The sequence below is a fragment of the Streptosporangiales bacterium genome (assembly GCA_009379955.1).
In the GTDB taxonomy this organism is placed as follows: Bacteria; Actinomycetota; Actinomycetes; order Streptosporangiales; family WHST01; genus WHST01.
On sequence record WHST01000057.1, the window covers coordinates 1 to 12,871 of the forward strand.

Sequence of the window (12,871 nt, forward strand, 5' to 3'; positions counted from 1 at the left end):
CTCGGCGAGTGACTCTCGCGCGAGGTGGAAAGCGCCCTGGATGGTGGTGGTGCCCGTCTTGTGCGGACCGATGTGCAGCAGTCGCACACCTTCGTCCAACGTCAGGTCCTGCACGACTCTCAGGGGCTCCTCTCCGTGCAATGCCCGATCGTAACGCCCTATCACGGCTGCGGGCATTGACCTGTGGCGATTCGTGCGACCGAGACCTCCCTCATCCTTCAGCATCCAGTGCTCGTCGGTTGTCCGTCGGCAGTGCACTCGAAGACATGCACGCGATGCAACTATAGTCCTTAGTATCTCGTCTCTCGGGGTTGCCCTACCGACGCGTGGAGGTGCTGTGCGTGGTCTTCGACAGGAGGTGGGTTCGGTGACCCCGCCTCGTCTCTCCCGGCGGCGGTTGGCCATGGTCGCCGTCGCGTTGCTGGCGGTGTCTGCGCTCGGCGTGGCCTGGCGTGCCGAGGGAGGCAGGACCGAGGCTCCACCCGTGGAAGTGGCTGGGTCGCCTCCCGGTGCCACGTTCGCGACGGGGATGACGCGGATTCCGGTGGCGGATCGAGTTCCTGCGCCGGCAGTCAGCGGCATGACCCTGGACGGCGAGCGGCTGGCATTGAGCGATCTGCGGCGACACGTGGTCGTGGTGAACGTGTGGGGCTCATGGTGCGTCCCGTGCCAGGAGGAGGCGCCGGCGCTGGCGCGAGTCGCCCGCGACACCCATGACTCCGGTGTGCGCTTCGTCGGTATCGACACGCGAGACACCCGTGCCGCGGCGCGTTCCTTCGTCCGTACCTTCGTCATCCCGTACCCGAGCCTGACCGACCCGCAGGGCAAGATCCACCTTGCCTTCAGAGGCACCATTCCGGTCAGCGCCGTGCCCAGCACCGTGGTGATCGACCCGGACGGTCGGATCGCTGGTCGTGTGGTCGGGCAGGTCACCTACGAGCAGCTCAGCGGGCTGCTCGACGAGATCGTCGCAGAGCGGCGTCCCCTACCGGCCACGGTGGACAGGCAGGGGCCCGAATGATGTCGGGCATCGCTCCCGGCGAACTGGTCGCCTTCGGGCCGTTGCTCCTCGCCATCCCCGTTGCCGTAGCGGCGGGTGTGGTGTCGTTCCTCAGCCCGTGCTGCCTGCCACTGGTACCGGGTTATCTCGCCTACGTCACCGGAAGCGCCGGCGCGGAGGCACACCACGACGGGCATGCGTCGTCCCGACAGTCGGGCTCGGAGCCAAGTCGTACGAGCACCATGCGACCCGGGCGGACGGTGATCGGTACCGCGTTGTTCGTGCTCGGCTTCGCCGCCGTCTTCACCAGCTATGGCGTCGCGTTCGGCGCGATCGGTACCGTTCTGCTCGCGCATCAGACCGCCGTTTACCGCGTGCTCGGCGTCCTCACCATCGCTCTGGGCCTCATGTTCGCCGGAGCCCTTGGTTGGCTACCGTTCGCTGTACGGACGATTCAGCTCGGCTATCGGCCCCGACTGGGGCTCCTGGGTGCTCCCATGCTCGGCGTGCTGTTCGGCGTGGGCTGGACACCCTGCATAGGACCGACACTTGCCGCTGTCCTGGCGCTATCCACCAGTACCGGCGGTGCCGGACGCGGCGCCGCCCTCTCCTTCGCGTACAGTCTGGGGCTCGGCATACCCTTCCTTCTCACCGCGTTCGGCGTGAACCGCGCCTTCGGTGTGTTCGCGATCGCGCGGCGTCACGCGCGCGCCGTCATGCGAATCGGTGGGCTGCTCCTCGTCGCGGTCGGACTTCTAGAGGTCTCCGGAGTATGGACATTGCTCATCGCCGGAATGCAACCGTGGCTCGCCAGCTGGCAACCGCCGCTGTGACCACCTGCCCGGCCGAGTAGGCGGTAGGTCGAGAAACGCCACGGCGAGGAGCCGGCAAGCCAGCTCGTCGAGCACGTCCGGTCGGGGCAGATGATGGACGAGACCCGATCCCGCCAGGTCGCGGTCGGCGAACCACCGCGCATAGATCTCCGCGAACGCACCATACGCGGAGGTGACCACTCCGACCGAGAACAGCACGGCCGACACTACGGTTGCGGCAACGTGCACCGCCGTCCAGTACGACCCGGGCAGCATCGAGGTCGGCATGTCGAGGTTCTGGTGGATGAGCGCTCCGTTCACGCCTGAGCCGAGGACGACAAGTGCCAGCGCACAGAGGACAGGCGGGCGTGTGGCGTTCTTGACCAACACGGCGAGCACGATCGTCACCGCGAATAGCAGGCTGGTCGAGGTGAGCTCGTACCCGCCGGCCCACGGCCAGCGTCCGACGGCAAGTCCGCGAGTCAGGAGCTCGGCGACATGCATCAGCCAGGTGGTGACGACGATGAGGACGGCGGTGCGGCCGAACAGCAGAACGTGCTCGGGTTCCAGGTCCACCGCCGGCGTCCCGGCCCTCATTGTCATCCTGGCGGCCAGCACGGTTACCGCAAGTGCCAGCAGAGCAATCGAATACGCCACAAGGGCGGCGTCCATGAACAGGTAGGAGTAGCTCCCAAAGGTTCCTGGGCCCATCACTGGTCGCTCCGTCTCGTCTTTCGAGACCCTGGTGAGGCTGTTGCCGTCAGATCGGCGTGGCAGACGACGTGAGGTCCGACGGTGTCGCAGTACCGTCCTGCACGGTGATCGGGCAGTGGTTCGTCTGGGTCACGGCGACCGCCGGCGCAGCGGACACGAGAACGGGAATCGCGAGGATCGCAGCGGCTGCAAGGATCCTCGCCAGTCGCTGGGTCCTGGTCAACGGCAGCTCAGACCGGAGCAGTCGGCGCACCCGATGAGCCGTGGACGAGCCTCCCGCACCTAACGCTCCCGCCGGCGCCGGGGTCGCGGCGACGGTCAGCAGCGCGTCGGCGACCGCGAGGCGGGAACACGACCGAGTAGCCGTATCGTCGGCGAGCAGCTCGACCAGCCGGTCCACCTCGCGTCGGGCGGCGGTGAACGCCGCGACGAACGGAAACGCCCGTTCAGTCGCTGCCGCCGCCCCGGTGACGATGTGGTGGTGGCCGCGCAGGTGGGCGCGCTCGTGCGCCAGCACCGCCACGATCTCGTCATCGGCAAGTGCGCGGAGTGCGGCACTGGTGAGCACCACGTGCTTGCGACGGCCTGGCAGGCAGTAGGCGGCCGGGACGTCGTGTTCGACGATGACCGCACCCAGGCGGGGATCGTGGCGACCTACCATGGCCAGCATCCCCCTGTGCCGGTGCCGGCGCAGGGCGGCCCGCGCGATTCCCGCCACGGCGCAGCACGCTACGCGCATGACCACGGCCGCGGCGAGTGTGGCGCCGGCGATGCCGACCGCGGCGCCGCCTGGAGTGGCGTACTGCGCGCGCAGTGCCATCGCGCAGGAGCGCAACAGCTCGGCCAGGTCGCCGCTGACCTGCCCGATCGGCACAGCCAGGCTGAGTCCGCCGAGTACGACGGATCCCAGTATCGACGCGATCAGCGCGAACCATGCGAGGATGGCGAGCCGCGGCGCTCGGTCGACCCAGTGCGCTCGCCGCAATACGCTCACACCCACGGTGCCCAGCAGGATGGCGTAGCCGAGGAGGACGAGCGCGACTCTCATCGACCGCGCTTCTTTCTGCCGGCAGACCGCAGCGCACGCCGCAGGTCGTCCAACTCGCCGGAGTCGAGGCCTTCGGTGAATCGCATGAGGGTTGCGACCCGGTCGTCACCTTCGGCCAGCGCCTCGTCCATCAGCCCCGCGGCATACTCGGCACGGGTCGCGGTCGGCCAGTACCGGAAGGCACGACCGTCCTTCTCCCGCTGCAGCCAACCCTTGCGATAGAGGATCTCCGTCACCGTCAGGACCGTGGTGTAGGCGAGGGGTCGTTCCGGCTGGAGCTGTTCCAGGACCTCGCGTACGCGCAGCGGCTGGTCAGCGGACCAGATCCGGTCCATGATCGCCGCCTCCAGGTCACCGAACGACCGCAATGCGCCCTCCAGATCCACGACGTCGACGCCTGACACGTGTAGGCGCGACACCGATCACGGTGCTGCTAAGACGCATCGTAGACGACTGGCCGCCGACCGCGGACCAAAGGTCGACGTCGGGCACAGCGACGGTCCTCAACCGCCACGCGTCTGGGGGACCATGCCCCACACGACACCTGCCTCGTTGACGACGCGGGCATGATCGACGCCGACGAACCCTGCATGAGTGAGCGCTTCTCGCCAGAACTGGGGCGACGCCGGTCGCTCCTCACCCACCTGCAGACCGTACTTGGTCAGGGCCTTGACGATGCGCCAGATACCACCCGGACCTTTGGCCACGAGCCGCTTCGCCTTCGAGGTCAGGATCCCGCGATTCTCCGCCGACAGGTTGCGACCTATCATCAGGTCGGCGATGACGATACGCCCGCCCGGACGCAGCCACCCGCGAGCCCGTCCGACGAGAATCCGCTTCTCGTGATGCGGCAAGTGGTGCAGCGTGTAGTTGGAGACGATCAGATCGACGCTGGCCTCGGGGAGCTCGATGGACATGAGGTCGCCGGCCATCGAATCGACGTTGCCCAGGCCGTGCACACCGGCCAGCCTGTCGAGCTCCGCGATCATCCTGCTCGAGATGTCGACGGCGAAGACGCTGGCTGCCATCCGAGCGAGCGGGAGGGTCAGGAACCCCGTCCCCGCACCCAGGTCGACACAAGCGTCGGTCGGCCTCGGCTGCGCACGCGAGATCAGCTCCTCGCGGACGCCTTCGAAGGCGTCCGACGTCGTGACGTTGTCGTGCCACGTGTCGACCCGCTTGTCCCACGTTCGCTCCAGCCCTCGCGACACCATTCGCTCCTTCCGAGCTCTACTCCATCTACTATCGTCCATAGGAGACACCAGGGTACTACGTTGTTTAGTAGAGTCGCCACGTGAGCGCCGCAAGAGTGCGAACGTGGATCATCCGCGGCCTGGCCGCCGGACTTCTGGGCTCGGCGACCTTGGGCGTCGACCCGCCCGGCGAGGCGATGGCCGAGGCGCGGACCGCGGAGGCTTCGGCGGTCAAGGTGCTGTCCGTTCCCGCTGGGCGGATTGCCGAGCCCGTGGTGGCCGTCGACTCGCGAGACTCCAACCACATCGCCGTCGCGGCAGATCCCTACCTGAACCCCACCCGGATCCAGGTGAGCACGAGCCGCGACGGTGGGAGAACCTGGTCTCGACGCGTCGACCTCGTTCCGCCGGGCTACCGGCGCAGTTACGATCCGAAGCTGGCGTTCACCCCGGACGGCGACCTGCTCGTCTCTGGCGGCGCCGCTAAGGGCACGAGACCGTACTGTCTACCGGGATCCGCGGTGTTCCTGGCTCGCCTCGACGACGGCAGGCCGAGGTACGACATCGTCGCCAAGGCCGGCACCAACACATTCCTCGACCGTCCGTCACTGCTGTACGACGCGCCGACCCGGTCCACGATCGTCAGCTGGACACGTGCGACCGGGCCGCAAGTGTGGTGCCAGGCGGTTGCGGAGCACGCCACCACCCGTCTCGCCTGGAAGCGCGGCGACGGCGCCTTCCAGACACGAAGACTCGCCACACCTGCGCCCGCCGTCTACGGATCCCTCCTCACGTCGGCAGGTCCGGGTCGAGTGGCCGTGGCCGTCGGTGGCTGGTATCCGTCGGGAAAGCAGCGGGTAGGTGTCACTCTCGTCGACCTGTCGTCCGGCGAGGTGCAGGATTCGCAGACGCTACGGGCCGCGACGAGACCGCCGCTGACGCTGACCGAGCCGTCCCCGTTGAACCTGGCCGAACCATCGATCGCGTTCCGTGAAGGGTCAGGGTTCGCGCTGGCCTGGACGGAGAAGGCGAAGGGGCCAATCCGGGTCCGCATCGCCGCCTCTGTCGACGGTTCGGGGTGGGAGACCAGCAGTGGTCCGTCGGGACAGGGTGTACCGATGGTTCCGACTCTTGCCTACGCGCCGGACGGCACACTGCTCCTCCTCGAGGCCCGCGTCTCCGCCGGGAAGCTGCGCTACACGCTGTGGGAGCGGGCCGATGACGAGTGGGAGCGTGTGCGGGATCTCGGCCAGACGGCCGCCGGCAGGTACGTCGAGATCGGCGAGTTGCTCGGCCTCGCGACCAGCGGCTCCAGCGTCGTCACGGCGATACCGCTGGGTGGCTCGAAACGCTCGTGGTTATCCGTTCGCGTACACCGGTGGACCGTTCCGCCACCGGCGTCGCCGTCGTCCCGGTCGGTGCGTCCTACGACGGTGACGAGCAAGCCACCCTCCGCAGGGGGACCACGGGAGCTGCTGCCGTCGGCTCTCGGGGTCGCGCTGGCCGTACCGATGGTGGTCGGCGCTGTCGTGTTCGGTGCCGTGCGCAGGCGCCGCCGCAGATCTCGGTGACGACCGCGCTCCTGGGCACCGGCGCGAGCCTTGTAAGGTCTTCTCCTATCTGCCTTAGGAGCCAAGGCCCTGATAGGAGAACACCTCGATGGGGGAAGCGCCGTCGTGGCGAAGCCGGGGCGCGCGTATCCTGCGCCAACCGATCCTTCTGGCGAAAGAGACCATTCGACGAGCGCGAACCGTGCGGCGGTGGCGTGCCCGGACGTGGGTGGTGGCCGGCCTGGGCGTCCTCGTCGTCGCCTGGCTCGGTGCGGGGCTGACGGTGCGTGCGGCGTATGTGGGGAAGATCCTCCCAGGCGTCACCGTGGCGGGCGTCGACGTGGGTGGACTGGCGCCGGCCGAAGCGCGCTCCCGGGTGTCGGCCGATGTGAAGCCCGTCGAGGCGGTGCGGGTGACCGCTGCGGGACGGCAGTTCAGCATCGACGGCCACGACGTCCGCTACCGAGTCGACTCGGCCGCGACCGCCACCCGGGCGGCAGCGGCCGGCCGCGGCGGAGCCGTGTCCTGGTTGTGGTCCGGTGTCAGCTCGCTGTGGACCACTCGGACGGTTGACCCGGTGGGGAGTGTCGACCGTGACCGGCTGACCGCGGCCGTCAGGTCCATCGCGAAGCGCGTCGACCGACAGGCGTTCTACGGGGACATGACGATCGAGGTCGATCCAGTCCGTGTGCGCACCGTGCCACCACGTTCGGGTCGTGAGGTCGATCGACGCGCCGCCGCGGCCGCCGTACTGAACGGGTTCGGTCAGCGTGACCCAGGCGTCGTCCGGTTGCCGGTCCGCACGTGGACGGTGTCGAAGACACAGGTCGAGCAGGTCGCGTCCCAGGCGCGGTCGTACCTTTCCAATCCACTACGACTCGGCGAGGACGGCACCTCGGTCGCGCTCACGGCGCGCCAGATCGCACCCGTCCTTGGTGTGGAGCCGACGAAGAACCGGCGCGACGTACGGCTTGGCGTCGATGACAAGATGCTGGGCCGACTGGTCGACACCCTGGCCGACGACGTCGGTACGAAACCGCAGAACGCACGCATCATCGCACCGGCCCGCCCGGTGGTCATCGACGACAAGGGGCAGATGAGCTGGCAGTCCCGGCCGGTCGACGTACGGGTCGAGCCGAGCCGGCCGGGAAGGATTATCGATAAGCCGGCAGTGGCCAAGGCGATCGCCCGAGCGGTACGTGCCCGCCGCCACGACGCCGACCTCCGGATGAAGTCCGCGACGCCGGACGTGACCACTGAGGCGGCTCGTAGGGTCGACTCCCTGATCGGCACGTTCACCACACAGTTCGTGTGCTGCGAACCTCGGGTGACCAACATCCGGCTGATCGCCGAGGCCGCGGACGGCACCGTGGTCATGCCGGGTGAACGGTTCTCCCTCAACCGCATCAGCGGACCCCGAACCCGCGCCAAGGGATACGTACCCGCCCCGTTCATCAACGAGGGCAAGCTCGAGCCCAGCGTCGGCGGCGGGGTGTCGCAGTTCTCGACGACGATCTACAACGCCGCCTACTTCGCCGGCCTGCATCTCGACTACCACAAGCCGCACAGCTTCTACATCAGCAGATATCCACCGGGTCGCGAGGCCACCCTGAACTACCCGACCATCGACCTGACGTGGACGAACGACACCAAGGCGCCCGTGCTCATCCGCGCGACGACGACGCGCACGTCGGTCACCGTGACCCTGTACGGCGACAACGGCGGGCGGAAGGTCAAGGCGGACACCGGATCACGTCGGCCCGTGGCAGGTGGTGACTTCCAGATGTCCGTGACCCGCGTGATCAGGTATCCGGACGGCCGCGTCGAGCGGGAGCCGTACACCACCCGGTACAGCAAACCGCCCGCAGGCGAATGAGGGCGCGACATGGATCCCGTACCGGGCTGCCCCTGGTGAAGCGGGTTCCGGCTGAGGCGACCTCACCGCGAGTCGGCGTCGGGGCGTAACGCGGCCAGAGTGACGGTGACGAGCCGGCGGACCGCGGCCTTGGACGGCAGGTCACTGGCTGCACTGAGGGCGTGCAGGCAGTAGCCGGCGAGCTCGTCAGGTGAGACATCACCGCGGAGGTCACCGGTCGCCGCGACCTCGATCAGCAGCTCCCGGAACATGTCGCGGACCTGCTGCTGCGGTCGGGCTAGGTGCTCGTCCCGATGCAGGAGCGCCACGAGTTCGGTGCTGTGGGGCTCGTGTCGATGGCGTTGTACTCGCCGTTGGTTGATGACGGCGTAGGCCTCCAGCACCGCTGCGAGTCGCTCGCCTGCGTTGCCAGCCTGGTCCCGGACTGCGGCGAGAGTCTCGAGGTGACCGGCGATCTGACGTTGGTGCCAGGCGAGCAAGATCGCCTCGAGGTCAGGGAAGTACTTGTACAACGTCGCCCGTCCGATGCCTGTCTGCCCGGCGATCTGCGACATCGTCACCGAGAGGAGGCCGCGGTCGGCCACCAGGGTCGCCGTGGCGTCCAGGATCGCTTCGTGCACCTCGCGGCGGTGCGCCTCGATCGTCTCGTTCCACAACTTCGGCACGACCGCAGTATACGCAACGACGATGCAGCGACACTCAGGATTGACATGGACACTCTGTCTCGTAAACTGCCACCACGGAGATCGGACAACCTTCACCACGCGTCGGAAGGGCACACATGACAGACCCGTCCCCCTCCCCCGACTCGAACCTCGACACCGACGGAGGGCCAGACCGCCAGTCGAGTACGGGTACACCACGCTGGGTGAAGGTGTTCGGGATCATCACCCTCGTCGTGGGCCTACTGCTCGCCGTCCTCATGCTCACCGGCCTCGGTGGTGCGCACGGCCCTGGTCGCCATGGGGGCGAGCCAGCACCCTCCAGCGGCACGGAACACGGCGCGCAGCAGCAATGACCATGCCGCCCCGACTCCGCAGGTTCGTCCTCACCGCGCATGTCGCCTCGTCGGTCGGATGGCTCGGCGCGGTCGTGGTGTTCCTGGCTCTCGCCGTCGTCGGCTTGACAAGCCCGGACGGCCAGACAGTGCGCGGCGCGTACCTCGTGATGGAGCCGGCCGCGTGGTTCGTTCTCGTCCCGCTTGCGCTCGGGTCGCTACTCACCGGGACCGTCCAGTCCCTGGGCACCACGTGGGGCCTGTTCCGGCACTACTGGGTCCTGTTCAAACTCCTGATAAACGTGGTTGCCACCATCTACCTGCTGATCTACACCCAGACCTTTGCTTCGATGGCACGCGTGGCGGCAGATCCCAGTGCCGATCTCGGCGTGGTACGGAACGCGTCCCCAGGCCTCCACGCCTCGCTCGCCCTATTGCTGCTGCTCGTGGCCATGGTGTTGGCGGTGTACAAGCCGCGGGGCATGACTCGATACGGCCAGCGCAAGCAGCGACGTAAGCAGCACCAGCGGCGTCCAGCACCCGTGCCGTAGGCAGCGACCGGCACGGGTGCTCGAGTCGAGATCCGCGAACGTCCCTCAATCGCGATAACCGAGGGCGGTCATCATTCCCGCCTCGCCGTGATAGACGTTGTGGCAGTGCGTCAGCCATTGTCCGGGGTTGTCGGCGTCGAAGTCGCACGTAATCGTCTGCTTGGGGAGCACGATCGCGGTGTCCTTGCGCGGGCCGTCGTCGCCGATCTGGAACGTGTGCCCGTGGATGTGCATCGGGTGCCACATCGTCGTGCTGTTGCGGAAGGTCACGCGTACCCGTTGACCCTCGCGGATGGGCAGCGATCTCTTCGGATCGTACCGGCGCCCGTTGATGGCCCAGTCATAATCCATCATCCCGCCGGTGAGCTCCAGGTCGTGGTTGATGTCAGGCGCCTTGGCCCTCAGTCGGACGTCGTCGGCCGCCCGGAGCGCCGCGTAGCGAAGGACCTTCCCGTCCAGTTCACGGGGACGTTCGGAAACCGGTGGGACCTCACCCGAGCCGGTGCGAACCAGAGCACGCGCCGTCGCCTTCTTGCCCTCGGCGAGGGCGGTGAGCGGAAACACGCCGTCACCGAGCCTGACCACGACGTCGTACCGCTCACCCATGCCGACCAACAGCGCATCGGTCTCCACCGGCACGAGGGGGAACCCATCGGCATGTGTGACCCGCATCATGTGCCCACCGAGTGCGACCCGGAACGCCGTGTCGCTTCCGGCGTTGATGAACCGGATACGCACCCGCTGTCGGGGCTTGGCGCGAAGGGTTCGCGGAGCCGCGGCCACTCGCCCGTTGACCAGGAAATATAGGTACCTCACGTCACCGGCGTCACCGCCGAGCAGCTCGCTGGTGGCTCCCATGAGCATCGGTCCGTCCATGTCCTCGCCACCGTGATCCATGCCTCCCATCCCGTTGCGTACTGTCTCGAACACCTGGTCAGGTGTGTACCCGGTACCGTCGATCCAGTCGTCGAGGACAACCGTCCACTCCGCGTCGTAGGCTCCAGGCTCGTCGGGAGCCTCGACGATGAGCGGCGCGTAGAGCCCACGGTCGAGCTGCACGCCGCTGTGCGGATGGAACCAGTACGTGCCGGCATCGGCCGCCACGAAACGGTAGGCGAAGGTCGCACCCTTCGCGACCGCCGCCTGCGTGACGTCAGGCACGCCGTCCATGTCGTTGCGCAACGCCACCCCGTGCCAGTGGATCGTCGTCTTCGCTGGAAGCCTGTTGACGAGCGCAGCCTCCACGACGTCCCCTCGGCGGACGCGGATCTCGCTACCCGGTAACACGCCGTCGTAGGTCCAGGTCTGGACTGTCGGGCCACCGAGGTCGACAGTCTCAACGACGGCCCGCAGTGTGTACTTGCGGATTCGGCCGGTCGTGCGTCGCGCGGCCTCTACGGCTCTTACCCGATTGTCCGTCGGAGTGATCAGCCGCGGGCTGGCCGTGTCGTTCGAGCCGCAGGCCGCCAGGACGGAGAGTGTCGGTACGGCAAGTCCGGCGCGGAGCAGGCCACGGCGGTCGATGGTGGACATGAATGGTCTCCTCGTGCATACAGGACGTCCCGTCGCGCACAGCACGCGACATGGCGGATAGGGGGCAGCGCGGCATGCCACAACCCGTGGGTTGGCGCCTCCGCGCGACCCTCTACGTCCGCAGCACGCAGAGTTGATGTAACGACAGTGACCGGGGCGACGACAGGCCGGCCACACGGATGTCGACTCGAACACTCAGGTGGCCCGTGGTTCGGGTGGTTCGCAGCGGTGAACCGCGCCGCACGCCGAGTAACAACGCGCCGAGAAGGATCGCGAGGCACGCCGGCATCAGGTCGATGTCACCGGGACTGCGGGAACTGCTGAGCCGCGACTCGTAACCGCCCGGCGAGACGGTAGGCGCCATGTGATGTACCGAACCGGACGCGCTGCTGCTCGCCGCCATCCCCGGCATCCCGAGGTGGCGGTCGCCCGGACCACCGAGCGCATGCATGGCCAGGAACCCGGCCAGCACGATGACGAGCAGAATCCAGCGCGGCACGGCCGCCGACCCACCCGTCGCCCCACCGTGCCACAGCCGCATGCGGCCAGTATAGAGATGGCAGGCTGCTTCTCGATATGAACGATGACCGTCGCATACCCTAGTGGGGTATACGAGTCTTGGCGACGGGAGTGAGATGGCCACCAACCACCAGACCGACGGCGGCATCGTGGTGTACGGAACGGGTTGGTGCCCCGACGTTGCCGCCATTCGGTCGGCACTGGAGCGGGCCGGAGTCGCCTACACGTACTACGACATCGACACCGACAAGAAGGCGCAGAAGGTGGTGCGCCGCACGCAACGAGGCGGCAGAACGGTTCCGATGGTGACGACTCCCGCAGGTGCCGTGATGATCGAACCTACCCCGGCCGAGGTGCTCGCCACCGTCGAGTCCGCAGACCGCACCACGTCGCAGGAAGCTCATTGACGGCGGGCGACGTTGTCTGCCCGACCACGGGCAAGACCTGGGTAAGGCGCCACGGGAGACTCGCAGCTCGTACGGTCAATGAGTACCGACCCCAGGAACGATCGGGCCATGAACGAGGGACGTCGGGGAGCAGGTCCGTCTCAACCCGACGCACCTGCCCATCCACACCCGACCGGACGGACGCCGCACCGCGCGGCGCGCTGATCCGCCGGTCGCTGTTCCTGCACACCGTCATCTCGGTATTGCTCGGCAGCGAGCTGGCGGACCGAGAGCCCTGCGCTGGACCAGGCGATCACCGCGACCTACCACCGCGTCGGGATCACCGCGGACCCGTAGACCTGGACCGGCCAGGGCCCGCTGCTGGCCGATCTCGCCGAGGTGCTCGCGAGCATTGACGATGCGGCCGCGGTCGAGCTGGCCGCTCGGCTCCATGCCGATGTGGTACGCGCGTTTTCCGGCCTGGCGGTCTGCTGCTGCTCCTGGTTCTCACGTGGGGTGCTGCCATCCGGGTCGTGGGCCCCGCCTCCAGGACCGGCGAGGAAAGTGATCATGGCGGCCGCAAACGCGACGACGCCGCCGATGAAGGCAGACACCTTCACCCACCGTCGCTTGTGTCGGCCGCGATCGAACCCCGCGCCGCTGTCGTCGCCGGTCTCACGGTTGAGGGGACC

13 protein-coding genes and 1 pseudogene are annotated in these 12,871 nt (G+C 67.8%); 7 read left to right on the forward strand and 7 right to left on the reverse strand.

Annotated features, from left to right (window positions below; genetic code table 11):
* Positions 1-403: 403 nt before the first annotated feature.
* A complete protein-coding gene (locus tag GEV10_17390; GenBank protein ID MQA80231.1) occupies positions 404-1,021 on the forward strand; it encodes a redoxin domain-containing protein in 618 nt (205 codons plus the stop codon).
* On the forward strand, positions 1,018-1,833 hold the full coding sequence (locus tag GEV10_17395; GenBank protein ID MQA80232.1) for a cytochrome c biogenesis protein CcdA: 816 nt from the start codon (positions 1,018-1,020) through the stop codon (positions 1,831-1,833). The genes GEV10_17390 and GEV10_17395 overlap by 4 nt, the downstream gene beginning before the upstream one ends.
* On the opposite strand, the gene GEV10_17400 is transcribed toward GEV10_17395, so the two are convergent.
* From GEV10_17400 to GEV10_17415, 4 genes are all read right to left on the reverse strand, one after another.
* Positions 1,756-2,523, reverse strand: coding sequence for a hypothetical protein (locus GEV10_17400; protein MQA80233.1), 768 nt, complete (start codon positions 2,521-2,523; stop codon positions 1,756-1,758). The two genes, GEV10_17395 and GEV10_17400, sit on opposite strands and share 78 nt — an antisense overlap.
* A gap of 49 nt (positions 2,524-2,572) precedes the next feature.
* On the reverse strand, positions 2,573-3,574 hold the full coding sequence (locus GEV10_17405; protein ID MQA80234.1) for a M48 family metalloprotease: 1,002 nt from the start codon (positions 3,572-3,574) through the stop codon (positions 2,573-2,575).
* Positions 3,571-3,942: a BlaI/MecI/CopY family transcriptional regulator gene (locus tag GEV10_17410; protein ID MQA80235.1), complete on the reverse strand. Its 372-nt coding sequence runs from the start codon at positions 3,940-3,942 to the stop codon at positions 3,571-3,573. The genes GEV10_17405 and GEV10_17410 overlap by 4 nt, the downstream gene beginning before the upstream one ends.
* A gap of 135 nt (positions 3,943-4,077) precedes the next feature.
* On the reverse strand, positions 4,078-4,881 hold the full coding sequence (locus GEV10_17415; GenBank protein MQA80236.1) for a methyltransferase domain-containing protein: 804 nt from the start codon (positions 4,879-4,881) through the stop codon (positions 4,078-4,080).
* Here GEV10_17415 and GEV10_17420 point away from each other — a divergent pair.
* Together GEV10_17420 and GEV10_17425 are read left to right on the forward strand one after the other, a co-directional pair.
* The gene (locus tag GEV10_17420; GenBank protein ID MQA80237.1) at positions 4,869-6,338 is read left to right on the forward strand and encodes a hypothetical protein; all 1,470 of its coding nucleotides are present in this window, start codon (positions 4,869-4,871) and stop codon (positions 6,336-6,338) included. The two genes, GEV10_17415 and GEV10_17420, sit on opposite strands and share 13 nt — an antisense overlap.
* Positions 6,339-6,426: 88 nt before the next feature.
* Positions 6,427-8,193: a hypothetical protein gene (locus tag GEV10_17425; GenBank protein ID MQA80238.1), complete on the forward strand. Its 1,767-nt coding sequence runs from the start codon at positions 6,427-6,429 to the stop codon at positions 8,191-8,193.
* Between the two features lie 62 nt (positions 8,194-8,255).
* Here the strand turns inward: GEV10_17425 and GEV10_17430 are convergent, their stop codons facing one another.
* Positions 8,256-8,858 carry a TetR family transcriptional regulator gene (locus tag GEV10_17430; protein ID MQA80239.1) on the reverse strand — a complete coding sequence of 201 codons (603 nt, stop codon included), beginning with the start codon at positions 8,856-8,858 and terminating at the stop codon, positions 8,256-8,258.
* Positions 8,859-9,213: 355 nt separating this feature from the next.
* Between GEV10_17430 and GEV10_17435 the strand changes: the two genes are divergently transcribed.
* Positions 9,214-9,741, forward strand: coding sequence for a DUF2269 domain-containing protein (locus GEV10_17435; protein MQA80240.1), 528 nt, complete (start codon positions 9,214-9,216; stop codon positions 9,739-9,741).
* A 45-nt stretch (positions 9,742-9,786) separates the two neighbouring features.
* Here GEV10_17435 and GEV10_17440 read toward each other — a convergent pair whose 3' ends face one another.
* Positions 9,787-11,274: a multicopper oxidase domain-containing protein gene (locus GEV10_17440; GenBank protein ID MQA80241.1), complete on the reverse strand. Its 1,488-nt coding sequence runs from the start codon at positions 11,272-11,274 to the stop codon at positions 9,787-9,789.
* Positions 11,275-11,386: 112 nt separating this feature from the next.
* Positions 11,387-11,815, reverse strand: coding sequence for a hypothetical protein (locus GEV10_17445; protein MQA80242.1), 429 nt, complete (start codon positions 11,813-11,815; stop codon positions 11,387-11,389).
* Positions 11,816-11,909: 94 nt separating this feature from the next.
* On the opposite strand from GEV10_17445, the gene GEV10_17450 reads away from it, so the two are divergent.
* Both GEV10_17450 and GEV10_17455 read left to right on the forward strand, forming a co-directional pair.
* Positions 11,910-12,200: an NrdH-redoxin gene (locus GEV10_17450; GenBank protein MQA80243.1), complete on the forward strand. Its 291-nt coding sequence runs from the start codon at positions 11,910-11,912 to the stop codon at positions 12,198-12,200.
* A gap of 127 nt (positions 12,201-12,327) precedes the next feature.
* Positions 12,328-12,662, forward strand: a pseudogene (locus GEV10_17455) (conjugal transfer protein TraC).
* The last annotated feature ends 209 nt before the right edge of the window (positions 12,663-12,871 follow it).